Source organism: Nocardia sp. NPDC004711 (assembly GCF_053601595.1).
In genome coordinates this window covers 99703-120316 of the sequence record NZ_JBSGCB010000030.1, presented here as the reverse complement: position 1 = coordinate 120316, position 20614 = coordinate 99703, and the positions used below count along the sequence as shown (strand labels likewise).

The window sequence follows — 20614 nt, the reverse complement described above, 5'->3', positions numbered from 1 at the left end:
TCCAACGCCCCAGCGACACCCGCGATGCGCGCACACTCAAACGCAACCTGCTCGACTCACTGTCATGGGCATGGCGCGCCTACCCCGACTCCTCGGCTTCCTACGTCCCCTGCTAGCGCCACAGTTTCGATTCGTCTGTGCTGCAAAGACATTCGGCAACAAGTAAGGACACAACGACGTGCCCGATCCGCTCCCTTCCCGACACGATCACTCCCAGGCGTCCGGCACCGTCGTGCACGGCACCTGGGCACCCCGCTATGCCGATGCGATCACCGCATTCGCGCGGCTGTTCTCCACCGGCCGCGGCGGCGGCGCACTGGCGGTCTACCACCGCGGCCGCCCCGTGATCGATGTCTGGACCGGCACCGCCGACCCGGACCGCGGCATCGCCTGGCAACGCAACACCGCCGCACTGTCGTACTCGACCTCCAAAGGCATCACCGCCACAGTGCTGCACCGGCTGGCCGAACGCGGACTGATCGACTACCACGCACCGGTCGCCGAGTACTGGCCCGCCTTCGGCGCCAACGGCAAGAAGAAGATCACCATCGCCGAAGTCCTCAGCCACCGCGCCGGACTCTCCCACGTCACCCCGCTGGCCAAGAACCTCGACGAGCTGGTCGACCACCACCTGATGGAAGAGCGGATCGCCGCCGCTGCACCGGACCGATGGCGCGGCATACCCGCATACCACGCGATCTCCTTCGGCTGGCTGGCCGCCGGAATCGCCCGCGCGGTCACCGGTAAGGGCATGAGCGAGCTCTACCGCACCGAACTCGCCGAACCCCTGGGCCTCGACGGCCTCCACCTCGGCACCCCAGCATCATCGGCGAACACCACCGTCGCCACCTCGCACGGGTCACGCGTCCCGTTCGGCATCCCCGGCGCCGCCCACCTCCTGCGGATCGCCGGACGAATCCCCCTCCCGGGCACCGGATTCGTCCGAGCCATCTACACCCACGGCATCGAACAGCTCACCTCCGGAACCGCCCCAGCCATCCTGACCGGCGAAATGCCCGCCGCCAACGGAGTATTCACCGCCCGCGCCGTCGCCTCCGTCTACAACACGCTCGTCACCGACACCCCCCTGCTGTCACGATCACGAGTGCAGCAGATATCGCGCGTACAGACCTGGCTCCCGGACCGAAACCTGCTGCTCCCCATGGGCTGGCGACTCGGCTACCACTCCATCCCCGCCCCGGGCGCCCCACGAGGCTTCGGACACGGCGGGCTCGCCGGCTCCGGCGGCTGGGCCGACCCCGACAGCGGCCTCGCCGTCGGACTCGTACACAACTGGCTCCCCGACGCACGACACCTACCCCGCGACCAGTTCGTCCTCCCGCGCCTGCTCGCCCCCGTCGTCCGCGCCGCCACCGGCACCGCACACCCCCAACCGCAGGATCTCAGTATGGGGATCAGCTGACGGGCAGCGTCAGCGTATTCGCCGGAGATCGAATCCTGCTTCTCACCAAGCCATCTCGCAGCCGCCCGGCTCCTTCCCCCTCGCGGCGACGGATGACCCACTCGCCTCCACGCTCGCTACTGAAACGGAAATGCCGATGGCTCGACAAACCCCTCCGTACCGACGTTGCGATATGACGTTGGGAGACGGCTGATCACGCTTGCCGCAACAACAGCAAGTTCAGCGGTTTGACGCCGGTCGGCTCGGCGACCAGGTGCGCCTGGTGTGCACCCCGAATTGATCGATAACCATCAGGTCTGCTCCGTTTGCGCGAGTCGTCCGAGAATGTGGGCGGGTGTGGCCGAGGGGCGAGCGTTCGTCACGAAGTCGTGGCGAAGCCGGTGATAGGGCTCGCCCGCGCCGTAGAAGTGCTGACGCATGCGGTCGAGTTCCTCGGATCGATACGCCGCCAAGGGTTTTGCCGCCTCGTCCACTGCGCGGCAGAGCTTCTTCTCGAGTAGTCGACCCGCTGTGGCGGACAGGGCCGCCGACAATGTGGCGGCCTCGCGCCTCACCCAGGCACGAAACTCTCCGACATCTCCTGCGACGACGCGGTCCACCAGGCCGAGAGCCTCGGCGGAGCGTGCACCTACCGGCAGTGCTTCCCGCATCAGGCGATCGGCCTGCCGTGTACCGACCCGGCGTGGCAACGTGTAGGTCCAGTACTCGGACCCGTACAAACCCATCAGCCGGTAATGCGGGTTGAGCACGGTGGACTCCCGGCACCAGACCTCGTCAGCGGCCAGCGCCAGCATCACTCCACCCGCAGCCGCGTTCCCGGCCAGCGCCGAGATCACCAATTTGTCCGTGGTCGTGAGAATCGCCTCGATCAGGTCGTCGACGGCGTTGATATTGCGCCAGGACTCGTCGGCGGGGTCCGCGGCGGCTTCGATCACGTTGAGGTGGATCCCGTTGGAGAAGAAGTCGCGCGCCGGCCCCAGCACGAGCACGGTTGTCGGTCGAGCGCACGCCTGCCGATACGCGTCGAGTAGCCGTCGGCACTGGTCTGTGCTCATTGCTCCAGCGGCAAAAGAGAATTCGAGATGGCCGACGGTCCCGAGTTCGTAATACCGCAGCTCGGACCAGGTGTCGCGGGTTGCGGCCTCGGCTGCCGAAATGGGAAGGTCCGGCACTCCGGCCAGGAGCTCGCGGTCTATCACCGCGGTGGCGGGCAGTTTGAAAGTCGCTGGGCCGCAGGGTATCCGGCGGCTGCGCAGCTGCGGTAGCCAGACCGCGCCGTCCACGGTGGCTCGGCAGATCGCGCCATCCCGGGTAGCGAGAACGGCGCCCGGCGCCCCGCGTAGTCGATCCTCGCGATGCCCGCCGTGTACGAAGTACTGGCGTCCGTACAGCTCGTCCAGCACGCCGGGTTGAGAGTCGGCCGCGCACAGCTTGCGGAGCACCACTGCCGTGCTGTCGCTGGACCAATCGATACGTCGGAACTCCTGCGCGTGATATGGCCGCTGCCGTCCGTGGACATCGGGACGGTCGTAGTCGAGGGGCTCGGGCTCGAAGTCTCCCTGCTCGAATTGGTCAACCGCCCGCAATACCGCACACATCGCGGCATCGGCGACCTCGGTACGGTACAACTCACTTTTCCCGCAGGGCCGCATCACAAACGATTCCGAGGCCCAGATCGGACCCGCGTCCAATTCCGCGACGGCCTGCAGAACGGTCACGCCCCACTCGGTGGCGCCGGAACTGATCGCCCAGTCCAGCGCCGACGGACCTCGATCGCCCTTCGGGCCCGGGTGCACGATCAGCACTGTGTTCTCCGACCAAATATCCTCTGGCACAGCGACTGTCAGCATCGGCGCAAGGATCAGCTCGGGCCGGAACCGCGCTACACCCGCCCGTAGTGACTCGTCGCCACCGAGCGCCAACTCGACCCCCACGCGGTGCCCGCGCTGCCGCAATTCCGCGTGAATACGCTGCGTGAGGCTGTTGAATACGTTTGCGAGAAGCAGGATTCGCATTGGTTTCCTTAAACTGAGCTCGCGGCGACACAAACCGGTACCCACCAGAAATTCGAAACAATGACGAACAGAGAAATTTCTCTCAGGTGCTCCTACCCATCAGCAGCACCCTATGGGACGGATTGCACTACGGGCGCGCCCGCCACTCGGGAAACAAGGGTCGAGCCGATCGCGCCGTCTGCCCTCGGTCGGCGGGGAGGGCCGAGCGACGGACTGCGGAAACGTCTTATTTCAGACGTCTGACCAGCCTGGACTGCGCCCCATGGAAGTCCATACTCGGCAGTTGCAGTACTTCACCGCGGTCGCGGAGGAATTGAGTTTCACCCGGGCCGCGCAGCGGCTCCATGTGTCGCAGCAGGGTCTGATCACATAGATCGAGCAGCTGGGGCACGAGATGGACGTCACGCTGCGCTCGCGGAGAATTCGGCCGAATCCGGTCGTGATGAACAACGATTCGCCGCTGCCTTCCCCAGGCGATGGCAGTCGATCCCAGGAGAATCACAACTCGATGTTGTGAATGGACTCGAAATACTGATTTCTCTTCGGATACTTTGCCTCCTAACGTCTTCGATGCGAGCGAACTGCTCGCGGGGGCGGGTTCCGTACCGGACTGTGACCCGGGCCGGAGCCTGCCCCTCGGCTCTTCGAAGACTGCCCGGAAGGAAAGATGAGGGCCTTCACCATTCTGCTGCTGGCCGCGGGACTGCTGCTGGCCCCCGCGGTTCATCTCGAGCCGGCGGCGCAGGCCGCACCCACCGGGTTGAAGGGTCCGCTGAGTACACGTGGCCGGTATATCGTCGACGAGGCCGGGAATCGGGTGAAGCTGAAGTCGGGCAACTGGCACGGGTCCAGCGGTACCTGGACCGGTAGCGGCGACGACGAGGATCCGGCGAACAACTTCGCCCAGGAAATCGGGCATCGCGCACCGCTCGGACTCGACCGCGTCCCGCTCGACAAGATCGTCCAGGACTTCAAGGACCTGGGGCTGAACAGCATTCGGCTGCCGTTCTCCAATCAGATGATCACCGACGACCGGCCGGTGACAGGTCTGACCGCGAATCCGGCGCTCAACGGGCTGAAGCCGCTGGAGGTATACGACAAGGCGGTCGCCGCACTCACCGGCGCCGGGCTCGGCGTCATCCTCAACAATCACACCACGACCACCCGGTGGTGCTGTGCCGTCGATGGCAACGAACGCTGGAATTCCGGGCAGGACACCGACACCTGGGTGAACGACTGGGCATTCATGGCCGCCCGGTACAAGGGTGATCCGGGGGTGATCGGGGCCGATCTGCGCAATGAGGTACGGCGCGACACCTGGGACAACCCCAACTGGGGTTTGGGCGACAGCCACGACTGGGAGGCGGCCGCGCACCGGGCGGGCGATCGGATCCTGAAGGACGCCAACCCGAATCTGCTCATCATGATCGAGGGCATCAACTGGTCCGGCATCCCGACCGATCTGACCTGGCACCAGCGACCGATGCTGCGTGATCTGAAGTCGTTGTCGCAGACGCTGGTCCGGTCACACAAGCTGGTCTACTCGGTCCACTTCTACAGCTATATCGGCCCGGCCAACACCGGCGGGACCGGCCTGAGCGGGGGCGAGACCCATGATCCTCGGTTCCGGGACATGTCCCGGGACGACCTGTTCAAATCCATGGACGAGCTCGCGGGGTACGTGGCCACCACGCCCGACCAGCATTTCACCGCGCCGGTGTGGGTAAGCGAATTCGGGATCGGCAAGGACGCCGAGGGCCTCGACAAAGCGTGGTTCCCGAACATGGTCGACTATCTGATCAATCGGGACCTCGACTTCGCCTACTGGCCGATCGTCGGCTTCCAGCATCAGGACAAGGGCAACGCCTGGGGTCTGCTGCGTTACGACACCGACGGCAGCAAGCGCAGCGTGATGGACGCCGACGACTGGCGGGGCGCGCACCTGCGACGGCTGCTGGCGGCCGATGGCAAAGCCGGCCAGGTCGCTCCGGTGCGAGCCTGGTCCATGCTCAATGCCATCCACGACGACCACAACGCGTCGCTGCGGGCCGCGAACGATTGGGATCCGGGCGCGCACAAGCTCGTCTGCCCCGACGACCAGCGCCTGATCGGGATCAGTTCACGCGGGCAGGGCGGCCTGTGCACCGACGCCACCGAGGGCAGTCTGTGGCAGGCCAATACGTCGGCGACCAAGGTCGCCGCGGAGAAGGTGACAACCGACTGGGCCAATGGCTTCACCAAATATCAGTGCGCCGAAGGACAATTCATGATCGGTTACAGCGTGCGTGGTGATGGCACCTCGGCCATCCTCTGCGCCCCCGGCCGCATTCCGCTGGCGGGTGCCGGCCGCACCGTATGGGATGACCGCGGTGACAATCGACCGGCCTCGGGCGAAGGCGGCGACTACGCGAACGGCTACTACAAGGGGCAGTGCAACGCGGACGAGTACGCCGCCGGCATCGCCTTCTCCTGGGCCAACGCCCGCTACGGGCATCCGGACGCCCTGTACTGCCGCAAGCTCAGGTAGCCACGCACCCGCCCGCTGCGGCAGGCAGACGACCCGTTGGTCCGCGCCGATGATCCGGTGCGGGCCAACGGCTTTCCTTCCGGCCGTGAAACCACCGAACCCGATTGACAACTCGGACGACTCCCCCCGCCCGCTGTGCCCGGCGTTCAGGCCGGGACGCGATCCGGGCCCTGGAGGATCGACAGCCGGATGGCGGCCAGCACCACTGCGCGGTGCGGCAATCCGAGCCGGCCCGGCTCCGGCTCGTTCGCCCAGTGCCAGCCCGGCTCGTGGTCGGAGGTCGGCAGCATGATGTGGCTGCCGCGGTCCGGCATGGTTACGCCGTTCTCCTGCAAGAAGCTTCGAAGTCGCTGGGGTACGGGGTGATACGGGAGGGGCGGGGCGACCAGGAAGGTCCAGAAGCGGTCGCGCGGGTCGGCGACCACCGGTGTGGACGGCAGCCAGCACAACCGCAGGCGGACCCGGTCGCCCAGTGATTCGGGCAGCGCCAGTGCCTCGACCGCGGCGCCGACGGTGAGCAGCGGGCGGTCGGCGTACATCTCCACCGGAAGTCCATAGCGCGCTCTCAGCACATGGGCCGATTCGTAAGGGGAACAGCACGATTCGAACATCCAAACCTCCGGGCGCACGACGAGGGGTGCACTCGGTGCCAGGGTGTCCGCGGGTTCCCGTGGCCGACGCGAGGCATGAACGGAGGATTCGCGTCGAGTGCGGACACCGGGCGATTGGAGGCTCGTCGACCGGCACCGAGTGCAAGAACAGTCTCGACCATCAACCGTGCCACCACGGTGACACCCGGATGGCATCCGGATGACCGGCTGTAAATCTGTGTCCCCCAACAACGAACCGGTAACCGTGAGGAAGCTCACCAGCGAAACCGACCGCCCCGGAGGATCTTTCGCGAATGCATCGAGGCAACCAAGCTTGATACAAAGTTGCCACTCGGAGACGTTGGTGAACCAATATGCAAGCTGGCGCGGCGTACGCACGCTACCTGCGCCTGGGCTTGTCCGGGTGCCCGGATCGCTGATACCGGCCGGCTCGTACGCTAGTCGGCGCGGGCGATCCTGACGATGTGCAGGCGGCTGCCGACTTCCCCGGGGAAGCGGCGGGAGGTGATCGTCACCGGTTGCCAGCCGCCGGGGGTGTGGGCGCGGATCCGCGCGGGGGTGACAGTTTTGGAGTCGAGCAGTCCGGGCTGCAGCATGACCGCGGTTTTCGCGATCGCGTCCCAGTCGTCACGGTGAATCAATTCGGCGTCGCCCTCGCGTTGCCAGTCGATCCAGGTGGGTACGTGCCCGATCCATTGCGCGATGAGCGGGGCACCGGTGGGCGGGAACGCGATCAGGGCGGCGGCGGGTGCATCCGGCCCGGGTTCATCGGTCAGGCCGAGCGCTTCGTGCGGGCTCAGAGAAACCGGATCCACGTCGGAGACATCGTGTGTCAGCCCACGCAGGCCGTGCCGCTCCAAATCGGTTCGGCCGACCGCGAACGTCTGCCAGTTCATCAGGCGTCCATTGTCGTGCAGAACCACGATGTGCTGGCTGAATTGCGCACCGGGTTGGGGGTTGGTACCCAGTGCTATCAAGGCGGTGGCGTCATCGAATTTCACGACCTTGCGGAAGAATTCACCGGGCGAGCGAACCCGTTTGAATCCATCGGCATCATCTGTGGACATCATCCATGACTCGAGGCGCTGCTGAACTTGCAGATCCCCGGCGTACCATGCGATTCCGGCGGCAGGGCGATGAGCGGGAATGGGTTCGTCCGGCGCCCCGACCCACAGGTGGACGGCATACACCTCGTCGTCGGGGCCGAGGATGGGCAGGGCTTGGACGCGGCTGTGACCACCGCGGCCGGAGACCACCTGATCGAAGACCGATCCGGACCGGCGCACCCAGTCGATGGTGTCGGTGACATCGACACCTTCGTTGCGCTGCAGCGACCGCAGCGACACCCAATCGCGGCGTTCGCCGTCCTTGGCGACGATGGTTGCGGGGGTGTCCAGAGGCCCCAGGGCCTCGATGAGAAACCACGACATCGAGAGCGCTACCTCTTGGTGGCGGCCACTGAGCGGCCGCGGGCGGTCAATTCGAACGGGTCAGGGCGCAAGGTTCCGCGCTCGCGCAGAGTCAGGGGCGCGGCGGAGGTCGTGGCCAGGTCGAAGGCGTGTACCAGCCGGCCCAGCATCAGCGTTGCCTCGTGCAGCGCGAACGCCCGGCCGATACACGAGCGCGGGCCCGTGCCCCACGGCTGGAAGAACCGGTCAGGGAAGGTGCGCAACGCGGCGGAATCGAAGCGGTCCGGGTCGAAGTCCGCGGCGCCTGGACCCCACACATCGGAGTCGCGCTGTGCGGCCAGCGCAAGCACGAACACTGCCCGCCCCGCCGGGATCCGATAGCCGCCGAGGTTCTGGTCGGTGCGCGCGATCCGGAAGTAGCCCGGCGCGGGCGGCCATAGTCGGAGACATTCGTTGAGGAACTGACGCGTGAATCGCATCTTCACCACGTCGTCGTAGCCCAGATCGGTTGTCTGCGCGGGCATCTCGGCGCGCACGCGGTCTTGGTAGTCCAGGTTCCGCGCCAGGTAGTACAGCGCGACTTCCAACAGGGCGGCGGTTGTTTCGTGCCCGGCGATCAAGAACGTGAGTGTCTGGTCCCTGATGTTGTCCGCGGGCAGCCGCACCCCGGTCTCCGGGTCCGTGGCTGTCAGCATCAGCCCGAGCAGATCGGATGCGTCGCTTGTGTTTTCGCGCTGCCGGTCGGCGATCAGTTCGTCGACGTAGCGCTGCAGGGAGGCAATGTCACGCCGCACGCCGGGGGCTCGCAGCGCGGCCCGCACGTCGCCGATAATGGGCAGGTCGTTGGTGGATTCCGAGGCCCACTGCAGCGTGCGGCCCAGCTCCTGCACGAACCGGTGCGAATCGCTACCCTGCCCTGCGGGGCCGAAAAGCCCCAGGTCGCGGCCGAACCCGGCTCGCGCGATCACTTCGAGGGTGGCGCGGGTCATCGCCGAATGAACAGCCACACCGGCCCCGCCGGCCGAGGCCCATTCGGTCACCAGGTCATCGGCCACCGAGGCCATCGCATCATGGTAGGTGCGCATGGCGGCTTGAGTGAACCCCGGCGTGAGGATGCGACGGGCCTGCCCCCAGAGTGGATCTTTCGAGCTGGCCGTGAACATGCCGTGCGGGGCGACCGGCCGGATCTTCGCCAGCGGCCCGAGAAGCACACGACCCCAGGATGTTTCGTCGTTGCACTGGGCCGCCAGCCGGCCCCCGGTCACGATGATCAACTGCGTGCCGAGCAGCTTGCGCTGGAAGATCGGGCCCAGCCCGCCCTGCGCAAGCTTCAGCTCGTGCTGCGTCGGGCGGTGGCGGTCCACACTGGCCACATCGCCGAGGATCGGAAGCCGACCCGGCGGATGCGGCAGCGCATCCAAAGGCAGCGCGGCACTTGACGATTCCATGCGTGCCACTCAAACACGCCAGCCCCCTGTTTGCCATCCCGAGTGCGATCGGGCTCACGCGCCGAGTTCCTCCGCACGTCGGTTGCGTGAGCCCTTACCCTCATGATTTGCTTGTTGCCAAGCTGGGCGGCTCATTCCCCTAGCTGGACGTAAGAAGCTCGCGCACGGCACGGCGTATCCATGTACCCGTTTGTCCTGCTGAGCTGCGCAATACGACCAGCAGGTGAGACGACGAATGAGCATCCAAGACCGCACCAGCGCACAACACGGTTCACGGCTGACATTGCCACGCCTCCGTGATTCGCCGGTCATCGCTCATCGGGTTCGCCGGATCGAATTCGTCGAAATCTCCACCGTGCATCGCCAGCTGCCCGCGCCCGCTCTGCTCTCTGCTGTGCAGACCGAGTCGCCGGCGCAGCCGATCACGCAACGGCGAGGTGCCTGCAGCAACCCGGTTGTCGTGGGTCTGCCAGGAATCATCTGCCCGGCGCATGCAGGCCGTCTCCGCAGGCCGGGGGCCTCGATGATCACCGCGGATTGACCGCGGCCTGACGTTGGGGGCCGGGCTCGGAGGGGAACTCCGGCCCCCAACTACTCCCGAGACCCGGCGTGCGGCGCCAAGCAGGTCAGCTGTGTCCCCCAACAGCGAACCAACAACCGTGAGGAAATTCGCTAGCGAAACAGATGGCCCTGGAGGACCTTTCACGACCACATCAGCAGGCTCTGGCGGAACCATCTTGGCTGCTCGTTGGAAGACCGGGCGCCCCGCTTTGGCGATCGAGCAGAAGCTTTCCGGTTCAGTCAGGGCGGAGTTCGTTGCTGCGGGTGGTGATCAAGGCGGCCAGCCGGTGGGTGGTTTTGTCGCCGAATCCGATGGTGGCGACTCGGTCTGCCCATGGTTCGGCGGCGGTGGTGATGCGGGTGAGGCTGCGATCGATGGCTCGCTTGCGGGTGTGGGCTCCCAGATGCCGTCGTGATTGCGGCGGATCGACAGGTTCTTGCCGTGGAGGTCCCCATTGCCGATGAGGTAACTGAACGCGGCGATTTCGAGCAGTTGCAGGACTGCCAGGGGACGCGAGCCTCTGCCTTCGGAGACGGCGTCGGCATGGGCTGTGTCACGCAATCTAATCATTGCTATCGCAATGATTATTGCTCTAACCAGCGGCGCCGACCTCGGTGATCTCGGTGCCCATGGTGGTCCAACGCTGTTTGCGCTCGGGCGTCAGCGCAGCTGGACCGGGAGGGCGGTGAGGCCTCGGACGATGAGGCTTTTGCGCCAGTGGAGGCCGGCGTCGGGGGCGAGGTCGAGGTTGGGGTAGGTGGATAGGAGGCGGGTGAGGGCTATGGCGCTTTCGGTGCGGGCCAAGGGGGCGCCTACGCAGCGGTGGATGCCGTGGCCGAAGGCTATGTGGTTGGGGGAGCGGTCGAGGTCGAAGCGGTGGGGGTCGGGGAATTGGGCGGGGTCGCGGTCGGCGGCAGCCATGGAGATGAGGATGAGTTGGTCCTGGGGGATTTCGATGCCGCCGAGGGTGGTGGGGGCGGTTGTGTAGCGGAAGGTCGCTTCGGTGGCGGGGGCCTCGAAGCGGAGGACCTCCTCGATGAAGGCGGGGATGCGGTCCGGGTCGGCGAGGAGGGCCTGATGAAGGTTCTTGTCGGCCAGGAAGATTGCGACGCCGTTGCCGATGAGGTTGACCGTGGTTTCGAAGCCGGCGACCAGGAGCAGGAAGACCATGCTGATCAGTTCGCGGTGGCTGAGGCGGTCGTCGTCCTGGCGGGCGGCGATGAGTTCGGAGAGCAGGTCCCGGCCGGGGGTCGCGTCCTTGGTGCGGATCAGCTGGTCGATGTAGCGGACGAAATCCATGACCGCGGTGGCGCGGGCCTCGTTGCTTTCCTCGCTGGACAACAGCGCGGTGGACCAGCGCTGGAAGGCGTCGCGGTCCGTGCTGGGAACACCGAGTAGTTCGCAGATCACCGACATGCCGAGCGGGACGGCGAAGCGTTCCAGCAGATCCACGACTTCGCCACGGTCGGAAGCCAAGTCGGCGAGCAACTCGTCGGCGAGTTCACTGATCCGCGGCGACAGCTCGGCCATGGCTCGTCCGCTGAAGGCCCGGTTGACCAGGCCGCGCAGGCGGGTGTGCTCCGGCGGGTCGTAGAAGACCATCATGTCCGCGAACATGCTGCCGCCGAGATGCCGGTCGCCGCCCTCCGCCGCGACCGTGGCCTTGGCGCCGGGGGACTTGAGGACCTTGCTGATGGCGGGATCGGTGAACGCGGACTTGGCGACCTCGTAATCGGTGATCAGCCATCCGAGTCCGGAATCCGGCAGGCGGACCCGATGCACCGCTCCCCTGCCCCGCAGCTGGTCGTACACCGTGTGCGGGTCATCGAAGAAGTTATCGGTCAGTTCAATGACCTCGGTCGCCAAATTGTCTGCCGGAGAGCCGATCTCGTACCCCATGTTTCGGAATGTATCAGGGCGGGTCCGGCGCGACCCGAACCGAACATCCCCGGCCCGTATATACAATCGCGTTGCATGTAGTACCCAGAGAGGATCCGCCGAGAGTGGTGAACGAGCCCACGAAACAGTCGTTGGGGCAGCATCTTACGTTTCTGCGCAAGCGCGAAGAGGTGCACAGGCACGAGACCGGCGAGCTTCCCGCGGCACGCAAGTTCAGCCGGGAAAAGGCTGCGGCCGAAGCGCATATCACCGCCAGCTACCTGACCAAGGTCGAGCGCGACGAGGTCGGACAGGTCGACGTCGGGATCCTGCGGGTGCTGGCGACGACCTATCAGGCCAGCGACGACGAGTGGCGCTATATCTGCGATCTGGCCGGCTACGCCTCGCCCTATCCGTCCATCACCGGAATCGGCCCGGCCCTGGAGATCCCGGAGTTCGAGGTGTTCGAGACCGCGGTGACACCGATCATGGACACCGAAATGACCGAGACGGCAGCCGATCTCGTGTCCTTCTACGCGCCGCAGCGCCGGCTGATCACGGCGAATCAGGCCTACTACGACACCTTTCCGACCCATCGGCCGGGGATGTACATGCTCGAGTGGTCGTTCACCGACGAGGCTCGGGAAATCATGATCAACTGGAATGACCAGGTGGGGATCGGAGTCGCCACCCATCGAGGATTCATGGGGCGCTACGGCCACACCTCGTGGGCGCAGGAATACCACGAACGGCTGGAGCGATTCCCCGACTTCCGGACCATGTGGGAAGCCGGGGCCGTGACGTACACGCTGCCACTGGATATGCAATCGCGCCTGCGGGTTCGAGGCGGGCTGTACTCGCTGACCATGGAGAACTGGCAGATGCAGCACCAGCTGCCGATCGTCCGTTCCCGGGGCCGGCTCCATCCCCTGGACGCCGGCGACTCCTGACAGCCCGCCGCCGGGCGGCTACTGGATCAGCTTGTGCTTGAGCTGTTCGATGGTCTGGCCCTCGAGGCCCAGACCGTCCTTCAGATACTTGTCGACCGAACCGTAAGTCGCGGTGAGCTGGTCGATTCCGGCCTGCAGATAGCTGCGGTCCACGCCGAGCAGCGGCTGGTAGAGGGCGGCGGCCGCGTCGCCCTTGGCAGCCTTGATCTGGGCGAGGGTGGCGGCGATGGAGGCGGCCGAGTACTGGTTGGTGAGCAGGTAGTCGTTCATGATGGTGCCGGAGTCGACGCCGGCAAGGCTCAGCAGCAGGTAGGCGGCCCAGCCGGTGCGGTCCTTGCCCGCGGTGCAGTGGAAGACCGCGGGACCGTCCTGACCGGCGAGCTGGGTGAGCAGATTCGCGAATCCCGCCCGCTCGTCCGCGCCGGTGACGAAGAGCCGGTTGATGTCCCGCATGAAGTTGGCGGCGTCATCGGGCGACTTCAGCTGCGCCACGGCGCTGGACAGATCCCCGCCGAGAATCGGGATGTTCACGTACGTCGCACCGGCCGGAACACGGTCCTGCTTGGCGGCGATCTCGCTGCTGCTGCGCAGGTCGAAGACGCCGCTCAGGTGCAGCCCGTTCAGCGTGGCCAGGTCGGAATCGTTGGGGGTCAGCGCGTTCGAGCGGTAGAACACCCCCTTGTTGACTTGGTGGCTGCCCTGCGCGTCGTAACCGGCGCCGGTGCCCGCGACATCGCGGAAATTGTCGACGCTGGCGAGACGGGGCGCATCCGCCGCCTGATCGGTTTTCGGCTTGGCGGTCGCCGCCGGCAGCGCCGACAGCTGGGCATCCACCACGTTCCCGAGCAACGGGCTTGCCAGCAGCCCGGCACTCAGCGCGACAACGACGGCGCTACGACGCCACGAAACAGACAACTCTCAGACTCCTGTTCGTGCCTGCCACCCGTGCCCTGATCTGCGACAACGCGTGACACGCAATTGATCGCAGACAGATCTACGCGGACCGGATGAACCGGCGGAAACCAATCAGAAAACAGTCCAACGGGTCTCATTCAGTGGGGGACATCATTGACAACCCGGTCTTGTCAATCCGTTCGGACCCGATGTTTCCCTCGGAGCCCTTGTGCCACTAGGTTTTCCGTGCACGCACCGGGTATCGCCCGGAGAAATCCTCGCGGTTTCACGCCAGGGAGAGGTAGGACATGCTGATACGAGGCCGAGTTCTGGCGTCCGCCGTCGCGGCGGCGCTGTTGTTCACCGGCCTCACGGCTCAGGAAGCGACGGCGGAGCCGGGCGGCTGGACCCTGCCTCAGCTCACGGTCGCCAATGGCACCATCACCGATGTCACCGGGCGCACGGTGCTGCTGCGCGGCGTGAATGTCAATCAGCTCAACGACTACGCGCAGAACGATCCGGCGCTGCCGGCCGTCGCGCCGCTCGACCGGACCGACTTCGCGCAGATGGCGGAGCTCGGCTTCAATGTGGTGCGGCTGAACCTGGCCTGGTCGGCGCTCGAACCCACCCCCGGTGCGTTCGACCCGGCCTACCTGGCCCGCATCCACACCGCCGTCGACGACGCCAAGGCCAACGGCCTCTACACCGTGCTGGACATGCACCAGGATGCCTGGGGCAAGGCCGTCGGCTCACCCAAGGGGCAGAGCTGCCCGCCGTTCATGAAGCCCGGCATCGGCTGGGACGGCGCGCCCGCGTGGGCGACCCTCACCGACGGCTGGACCACCTGCAACTTCGGCGGCGTCCGCGAGACCGCGCCCGCCGTGGCCCGCGCATTCCAGAACTTCTACGACGACACCCAGGGCATTCAGGGCCACCTGGTCGGCACCTGGGCGAAGCTGGCCGCCGAGTTCAAGGACGAGCCCGCGATCGCCGGCTACGACCTGCTCAACGAGCCCAATCCCGGTCTGCGCGACCCGTTCTCGGCCGCCGACCAGCTCGGCAGGTACTACCAGCGGGTGATTGCCGCAATCCGGCAGGCCGAGCGCGGCAGCCGGCCGCACCTGGCCATCTTCGAGCCCAGCGCGATCTGGTCAGCCATCGGCATCGACGCCACACCGCCGGCGCACTACATCACCGATCCGCTGGCGGTGTTCTCGCCGCATCTGTACAGCGAGTCCATCAATATCGTGAACGCCTTCCCGACCATCGAGGTGGGCTTCACGATCGCCCTCGACGCCGCCGCCAAGTACCGGGCGCCGGTGTGGAGCGGCGAGTGGGGCTGGTTCGGGGATCCGAATTCCGATGCGGCCAAGGTGGATCGGTTCGTGGACCAGCTCGATGCCAATCGCATGGGCGGGTCGTGGTGGTCGTGGAAGCAGGCGTGCGGTGACCCGCACACGGTGCGCGACGGCAATACGAACCAGCCGCAGGGCAATCTCAACCGCATCTCCTGCCCGTCGGGCGCGTCGCTCGGCCAGGCCGCCGGGTACGCCCGGCCGCTGGCCCGCGCCTACCCGCGCGCGGTCCCCGGCACCCTGAGCACGGTCGGCGCCACCGGTTTCACCGGTTCCGGCACGGGCCGGGTGGAGGCCTGGTACCCCGGCGCCGCGCGCCCGAATGTGCGGTCCACCAATGTTTCCGACCTCACCCTCACCCAGGTGGCGGGCGGCTGGCAGCTGACCGGGAACGCCGCTGGCTCCTATTCGATCAAGCAGTCCTGAGGATCGGACGCCCCGGCGCGATCGGCGATGGCCTGCCATCGACGGCCGGCCCGCGCGCTACCGCAGTCAGCCCGCCGGGAGTCACCGCGCAATAGCCCCGTACCAGCCGATTGACATACCCAATGGTTCCAAATACCGTCAGTATTTGAGTTCCTAGGGTATCCAACAAGGAGGTTGGGATGGGTGCGGCGCGGCAGCCTCGCATCGTGATCATCGGAGCCGGAGTGTCCGGCATCGCGAGTGCGATCACGTTGCAGCGCAACGGTTTCGACGACTTCGTGATCCTGGAGAAGGGGGCCGATGTCGGCGGGGTGTGGCATTGGAACCACTACCCCGGACTGACCTGTGACGTGCCCTCCCAGCTGTACCAGTTCGGGTTCGCGCCGAAGCCGGACTGGTCGCACATCTTCGCGCCCGGCCCGGAGATCCAGCGGTACCTCGCCGACGTGGCCGAGCAGTACGGGCTGCGGCCGCATCTGCGGCTGAATTCCGAGGTGGTGGCGGCGGCGTTCACCGGGTCCGGGTGGCTCGTCGAGACCGGCGACGGGAGCCGCTACGAGGCCGACTTCGTCATCGCGGCCACCGGCGTGCTGCATCATCCGGCCGTACCCGATCTGCCCGGCCTGTCCGAGTTCACCGGCGAGGTGCTGCACACCGCGCGCTGGGACGACAGCGTGGCGACCGCCGGGCGGCGGATAGCGGTCATCGGCACGGGTTCGACCGGCGTGCAGGTGGTTTCGGCGCTGCAGCCGGAGGCCGAACACGTTACGCACTTCGTGCGCAGCCCGCAGTGGGTGATCTGGGCTCCGATGCAGATCCCGCAGCCCGCGATCGTCGGCGCGGTGCTGAACCGGCTGCCACAGGTGAATCGCGCGCTCTACCGGGCAGGTATGACGGGAGCCAGGCTGTTCACCGACGTGGTGACCCGGCCGAGCTGGCGGCGGCGGGCGGTCCAGGAGTACGCCCGGCTGAGCCTGCGCACGCAAATCCTCCAGCCGGAGCTGCGCGAACAGCTCACCCCCGACTACGAGCCGCTGTGCAAGCGGCAGGTGCTGTCCGGCACCTATTATCGCGCGCTGCGCGCCCGCAATGCCGAGCTGATCACCACGGCCATCGAGGAGGTGACCCCGACCGGTATCCGCACCGCCGACGGCCGCCACCACGAGCTCGATCTGATCGTCCTCGCCACCGGCTTCCGCGCCCACGACTACATGCGGCCGATGAATCTGACCGGCCGCGACGACATCTCGATCGACGACGCCTGGGCGAAGGGCCCGCGTGCCTACCGGATGACCGCGATCCCCGGCTTCCCCAATTTCTTCACGGTCCTGGGCCCCCACTCCCCCACCGGTTCCATTCCGCTGCACCACGCCGCCGAGGTGACCGCCCGCTACATCGCCCGGTGGATCCAGCGCTGGAGCGCAGGCGAATTCGACACCGTCGAGGTCACCGAGGACGCCACCGACCGGTTCGAGACCGAGGTCGCCGAGGCCATGGGCCCCACGGTCTGGAACACCGGCTGCAACTCCTGGTACTTCACCGAGGGCGGCAGCATCGATCTGCTCCCCTTCGACCGCGCCACCATGGAGTCCATGCTGTCCGAGCCCGACCCAGCCGACTTCCGCCTGCAAACCAAACAATTACCAGGTCAGCATAAAATTATCGAATCATAGCAAATTTTCAGCTACGATCAGCTGGTTGTCTTTCCCGCGAGTTCGGCTACCAGGGCGGAGATACGCCATGATCGGACAGCACTCGTTTCGAAGACCTGTTCACTTTCTTGCTCTCGCGGTTGGGATCACGGCCTTGACCTGTGGGCCGGCCCCAACCGCACTCGCCGCCGGCTGGCACGATTGGGATGCCGTCGTCCAGTGCGAGGCGGGCGGGGATTGGGGGGCGGACACCGGCAACGGCTACTACGGTGGCCTGCAATTCAGCCAGGGCACCTGGAAGGCGTACGGCGGCAGGGGGAATCCCGCCGACGCCAGTCGCGAGGAGCAGATCCGCATCGCGGAACGGATCCTCGCGCACGAGGGCCCCGGTGCGTGGCCCTACTGCGGGTCCTATCTCTGAGGCCACAACTCCTCCGAGGCCACTACTCCTCCAACTTCACTACCTAGAGCGCAACTTCACGACCTAGAGCGACACGCGGGCAAATTCGGTCACGGTTGCCTGTGAGTTGTCTTAGGCCTAGGTCGAACTCATGCCTCGCCACCCGGGTGGTCGGCACAATTACCTGGCGGCTGTTGATCATCCGCAGGAAATTGCGGCAAACCACACATAGTTGACGTCCCGGGCAGGCGTGCATCCGTTGCCCGCCATGGTTTTCCGGCTAGCACCGAGCCTGGAGGGCACATGCGCAGAGTGAGATCCGTACGGGCGACGGATGCCGGCTTCTCGCGAGGCACTTTTCTGTGTGGCGCACTGGGAATCGCCTTGGCCGGGTGGGGATTCACCGGCCTCTCCGATGCCGATCCCGTCTCGGTCGCGGCCGGACCCGGTGCGGCCAAACCGAATTGGAGCAGGCTGGAGCGGCTCATCCGCGGCCGGGTCGTCCGGGTCGGCGACACCGGCTACGAGATGGCCAAGCAGGTCTTCAACACCCGGTTCGACAGCGAAACACCCACTGCCGTGGTGCAGGTCGCCTCGACCGCCGATGTCGTCTCCGCCATGAGTTTCGCGGCCGAGTACCGCCTGCCCGTGGCCGCTAGGTCCGGCGGGCACTCCTATGCGGGGGTGTCGACGACGACGGGCGCGATGATCATCGACGTCCGGCAGCTCACCGGCGTGAGTGTCGATGCGGGACAGGCGGTGGTGGGACCGGGCCACACCCTGTACGACGTCTACCGCGAGCTCGACCGGTCGGATCTGACCATCCCGACCGGCATGTGCCCGGATGTCGGCATCAGCGGACTCGCCCTCGGCGGCGGCCTCGGCTTCGGATCCCGCGCCTACGGCCTCACCTGCGACCGGCTCGCCGGGGCGACGCTCGTGCTGCCCGACGGCACCGTCGCCGAGGTCTCCGAGACCTCCCGCCCGGACCTGCTCTGGGCGCTGCGCGGCGGCGGCCCACTGTTCGGCGTGGTCACCTCGCTGACCTTCGACACCTGTCCCGCGACGTCGAAAGACCTGGTGCGCCTGACCTTTCCCGGCGACAGCGCCGCACAGGTGATCGCCGGCTGGTCCGCCTGGCTGCAGTCCGCGGACCGCTCCCAGTGGGCCGACGTGAGCGTCGACGCCGACGGCAACGGCAGCCTGGACTGCTGGATGCAGATGGTCTGCCCGGCCGGGTCCGGCGACCAGGCCGCGGCCGCGCTGACGGATGCGATCGGTCTGCAACCGTCGACCATCGACACGCAGACCCTCGATCACATGGACACCATCATGTATCTGGCGGGCGGCAGCCCCACCTCACCGCGGGCGAGTTTCACCAATGGTTCCGACGTCGTCTCCGAGCTCACCCCCGATGCCATCGCCCGCATCATCGAAGCCCTGACGATCTTCTCGCGCGCCGGCGGCACCGGCTGGGTGCAGATCAACACCCTCGACGGCGCGATCCGCGACACGGCACCCACCGCCACCGCCTTCCCCTGGCGCAACCACGCCGCCCTCGTCGAATGGGGCGCCTACCAACCGATCCCGCACGACACCGCCCAGGCCTGGGTCACCGCCGCCCACCAGCTCTTCGCACCGGTCTCGGTGGGTGCCTATGCCAACTACCTCGAACCCGGCGATCCCCTCGGCCGCTACTACGGACAGAACTACCCGCGCCTGGCCGCACTGCGCCGAACCATCGACCCCGGCAACCGAATCCACACCGTGCTGACCGTCTGACCCGGCTCGGGCGGTGCCGGATCAGCTCAGCAGCGTGCGGGCGTACCAGTCCTTGGTGTCGGTGACGCCCGGCAGGACGAAGAAGTAGCCGCCGCCGAAGGGCTGGACGTAGTCGGTCAAAGGCTCTCCGGCCAAACGGGTCTGGATGGTTTCGAACTGGCGCTGGATGTCCTGCTGGAAGCAGGTGAAGATGTGCCCGGTGGCGAGATTGCCGTTCGGGTCGACGCCGAGGTCGTAGTTGTAGGAGCGACGCAGCAGCTGCTGGCCGGCGGTGTCGGGGGTGCGGGGATTGGCCAGGCGGATGTGGGCGGTGGCGGGGGTGACGGTGGCGTCGGGATCGGCGGCATAGTTGGGGACGTCGAATTCCTTGGTGCCGTCCAGGGGTGCACCCGATTCGCGGCGGCGGCCGAACATGTTCTCCTGCTCCGCGATCGAGACGCGGTCCCAGAACTCCACCAGCATGCGGATGAGACGGACCACCTGGTAGGTGCCGCCCCGGGTCCACGCGGGCTCGTCGGGGCTGTCGGCCCAGATCAGGGCGGCGGCGTCGGAGCCGGTCGGGTTGGCGGTGCCGTCCTTGAAGCCGAGCAGATTGCGGCCGGTGCCGGACGGGCGCGGCGGGGAGTTGTAGCCCTGGATCTTCCAGCGCAATTGGATCCCGCCGCGGGTGTGGCGGGTGAGATCGCGGATGGCGTGGTGGATGGTGTCGGGGTTGTGGGCGCACAGCTGCAGCAGCAGATCACCGTGCATCCAGGCCGCTTCCGGGGAGTCGTCGGGGAAGATCCGCATCGGCGTCAGGTGCGCGGGCTTCCGGGAAGCCAGCCCGTACCGCTGATCGAACAGACTCGCACCGACACCGGTGGTGACGGTCAAGCCGTCGGCCGGGATGTCAGGTCCCAGGACGGCGCTGTCGGCGGGCGGGTGGCTCGGACCCAGATCCGGCGGCGGGCCACCGGCGGTGAGGGCGCGGGCGCGTTCGGTGAGCGTCTTCATCAGGTCGGCTAGTTCGGCGCGGTTGGCGGCGGTCACGTCGAACGCGGCGAAGCAGGAGGCATTCTGGCGATCGGCCGGAGCCGGGGTGAGGATGCCCGCCTGATGCGCGCCGTGGAACGGGTAGGCCGGTGTGATCGTGGGCTGCCCGCCCGCGGCGGCGGCGTCCACGCGGGCGCCCTCGACGAGAACGCCTGCGGTCAGGGCGGTTCCGGCGGCGCCCGCGGCGGCGCCGGAGAGGAAGCGGCGGCGGCTGACAGTCATGGTGATGGCCTCGGTCCTTCGTGGAGAG

Annotated in this window: 16 protein-coding genes; 9 read left to right on the top strand and 7 right to left on the bottom strand. The window is 66.9% G+C overall.

The features are described 5' to 3' along the window. The first annotated feature begins 178 nt into the window (after positions 1-178). Entirely contained in the window at positions 179-1423 is a 1245-nt protein-coding gene (locus tag ACWEKS_RS28765) for a serine hydrolase domain-containing protein (protein WP_452342971.1), read from the top strand. A gap of 290 nt (positions 1424-1713) precedes the next feature. Here the strand turns inward: ACWEKS_RS28765 and ACWEKS_RS28760 are convergent, their stop codons facing one another. Next, entirely contained in the window at positions 1714-3483 is a 1770-nt protein-coding gene (locus tag ACWEKS_RS28760; RefSeq protein WP_452342970.1) for a hydrogenase maturation protein, read from the bottom strand. Between the two features lie 217 nt (positions 3484-3700). Here ACWEKS_RS28760 and ACWEKS_RS28755 point away from each other — a divergent pair, with 217 nt between their 5' ends. Together ACWEKS_RS28755 and ACWEKS_RS28750 are read left to right on the top strand one after the other, a co-directional pair. Next, positions 3701-3811, top strand: coding sequence for a LysR family transcriptional regulator (locus tag ACWEKS_RS28755; RefSeq protein ID WP_452342969.1), 111 nt, complete (start codon positions 3701-3703; stop codon positions 3809-3811). Between the two features lie 294 nt (positions 3812-4105). Continuing rightward, on the top strand, positions 4106-5965 hold the full coding sequence (locus ACWEKS_RS28750) for a glycoside hydrolase family 5 protein (protein WP_452342968.1): 1860 nt from the start codon (positions 4106-4108) through the stop codon (positions 5963-5965). Positions 5966-6111: 146 nt separating this feature from the next. On the opposite strand, the gene ACWEKS_RS28745 is transcribed toward ACWEKS_RS28750, so the two are convergent. The 3 genes from ACWEKS_RS28745 to ACWEKS_RS28735 all read right to left on the bottom strand — a co-directional run bounded on the left by ACWEKS_RS28745 (position 6112) and on the right by ACWEKS_RS28735 (position 9433). Continuing rightward, on the bottom strand, positions 6112-6510 hold the full coding sequence (locus tag ACWEKS_RS28745) for a hypothetical protein (RefSeq protein ID WP_452342967.1): 399 nt from the start codon (positions 6508-6510) through the stop codon (positions 6112-6114). Between the two features lie 503 nt (positions 6511-7013). Next, a complete protein-coding gene (locus tag ACWEKS_RS28740; protein ID WP_452342966.1) occupies positions 7014-8006 on the bottom strand; it encodes a GAF domain-containing protein in 993 nt (330 codons plus the stop codon). Positions 8007-8014: 8 nt separating this feature from the next. After that, a complete protein-coding gene (locus ACWEKS_RS28735) occupies positions 8015-9433 on the bottom strand; it encodes a cytochrome P450 (RefSeq protein WP_452342965.1) in 1419 nt (472 codons plus the stop codon). Between the two features lie 770 nt (positions 9434-10203). On the opposite strand from ACWEKS_RS28735, the gene ACWEKS_RS28730 reads away from it, so the two are divergent. After that, entirely contained in the window at positions 10204-10410 is a 207-nt protein-coding gene (locus ACWEKS_RS28730) for a hypothetical protein (RefSeq protein WP_452342964.1), read from the top strand. Positions 10411-10655: 245 nt separating this feature from the next. Here the strand turns inward: ACWEKS_RS28730 and ACWEKS_RS28725 are convergent, their stop codons facing one another. After that, positions 10656-11894, bottom strand: coding sequence for a cytochrome P450 family protein (locus tag ACWEKS_RS28725; protein ID WP_452342963.1), 1239 nt, complete (start codon positions 11892-11894; stop codon positions 10656-10658). Positions 11895-12001: 107 nt separating this feature from the next. On the opposite strand from ACWEKS_RS28725, the gene ACWEKS_RS28720 reads away from it, so the two are divergent. Then, positions 12002-12823 carry an MmyB family transcriptional regulator gene (locus tag ACWEKS_RS28720; RefSeq protein ID WP_452342962.1) on the top strand — a complete coding sequence of 274 codons (822 nt, stop codon included), beginning with the start codon at positions 12002-12004 and terminating at the stop codon, positions 12821-12823. Between the two features lie 18 nt (positions 12824-12841). Here the strand turns inward: ACWEKS_RS28720 and ACWEKS_RS28715 are convergent, their stop codons facing one another. Beyond that, complete coding sequence (locus ACWEKS_RS28715) at positions 12842-13738, bottom strand: tyrosine-protein phosphatase (protein WP_452342961.1); 897 nt, start codon at positions 13736-13738, stop codon at positions 12842-12844. 287 nt (positions 13739-14025) lie between these two features. Between ACWEKS_RS28715 and ACWEKS_RS28710 the strand changes: the two genes are divergently transcribed. The 4 genes from ACWEKS_RS28710 (at position 14026) to ACWEKS_RS28695 (ending at position 19332) form a co-directional block, all read left to right on the top strand. Then, on the top strand, positions 14026-15498 hold the full coding sequence (locus ACWEKS_RS28710) for a glycoside hydrolase family 5 protein (protein WP_452342960.1): 1473 nt from the start codon (positions 14026-14028) through the stop codon (positions 15496-15498). A 179-nt stretch (positions 15499-15677) separates the two neighbouring features. Further along, positions 15678-17171, top strand: a complete 1494-nt coding sequence (locus ACWEKS_RS28705; protein WP_452342959.1) for a flavin-containing monooxygenase — start codon at positions 15678-15680, stop codon at positions 17169-17171. 67 nt (positions 17172-17238) lie between these two features. After that, the gene (locus ACWEKS_RS28700; RefSeq protein ID WP_452342958.1) at positions 17239-17571 is read left to right on the top strand and encodes a transglycosylase family protein; all 333 of its coding nucleotides are present in this window, start codon (positions 17239-17241) and stop codon (positions 17569-17571) included. A gap of 363 nt (positions 17572-17934) precedes the next feature. Beyond that, the gene (locus ACWEKS_RS28695; protein WP_452342957.1) at positions 17935-19332 is read left to right on the top strand and encodes an FAD-binding oxidoreductase; all 1398 of its coding nucleotides are present in this window, start codon (positions 17935-17937) and stop codon (positions 19330-19332) included. 21 nt (positions 19333-19353) lie between these two features. Here ACWEKS_RS28695 and efeB read toward each other — a convergent pair whose 3' ends face one another. Next, complete coding sequence (efeB, locus tag ACWEKS_RS28690; RefSeq protein WP_452342956.1) at positions 19354-20586, bottom strand: iron uptake transporter deferrochelatase/peroxidase subunit; 1233 nt, start codon at positions 20584-20586, stop codon at positions 19354-19356. Positions 20587-20614: the final 28 nt, after the last annotated feature.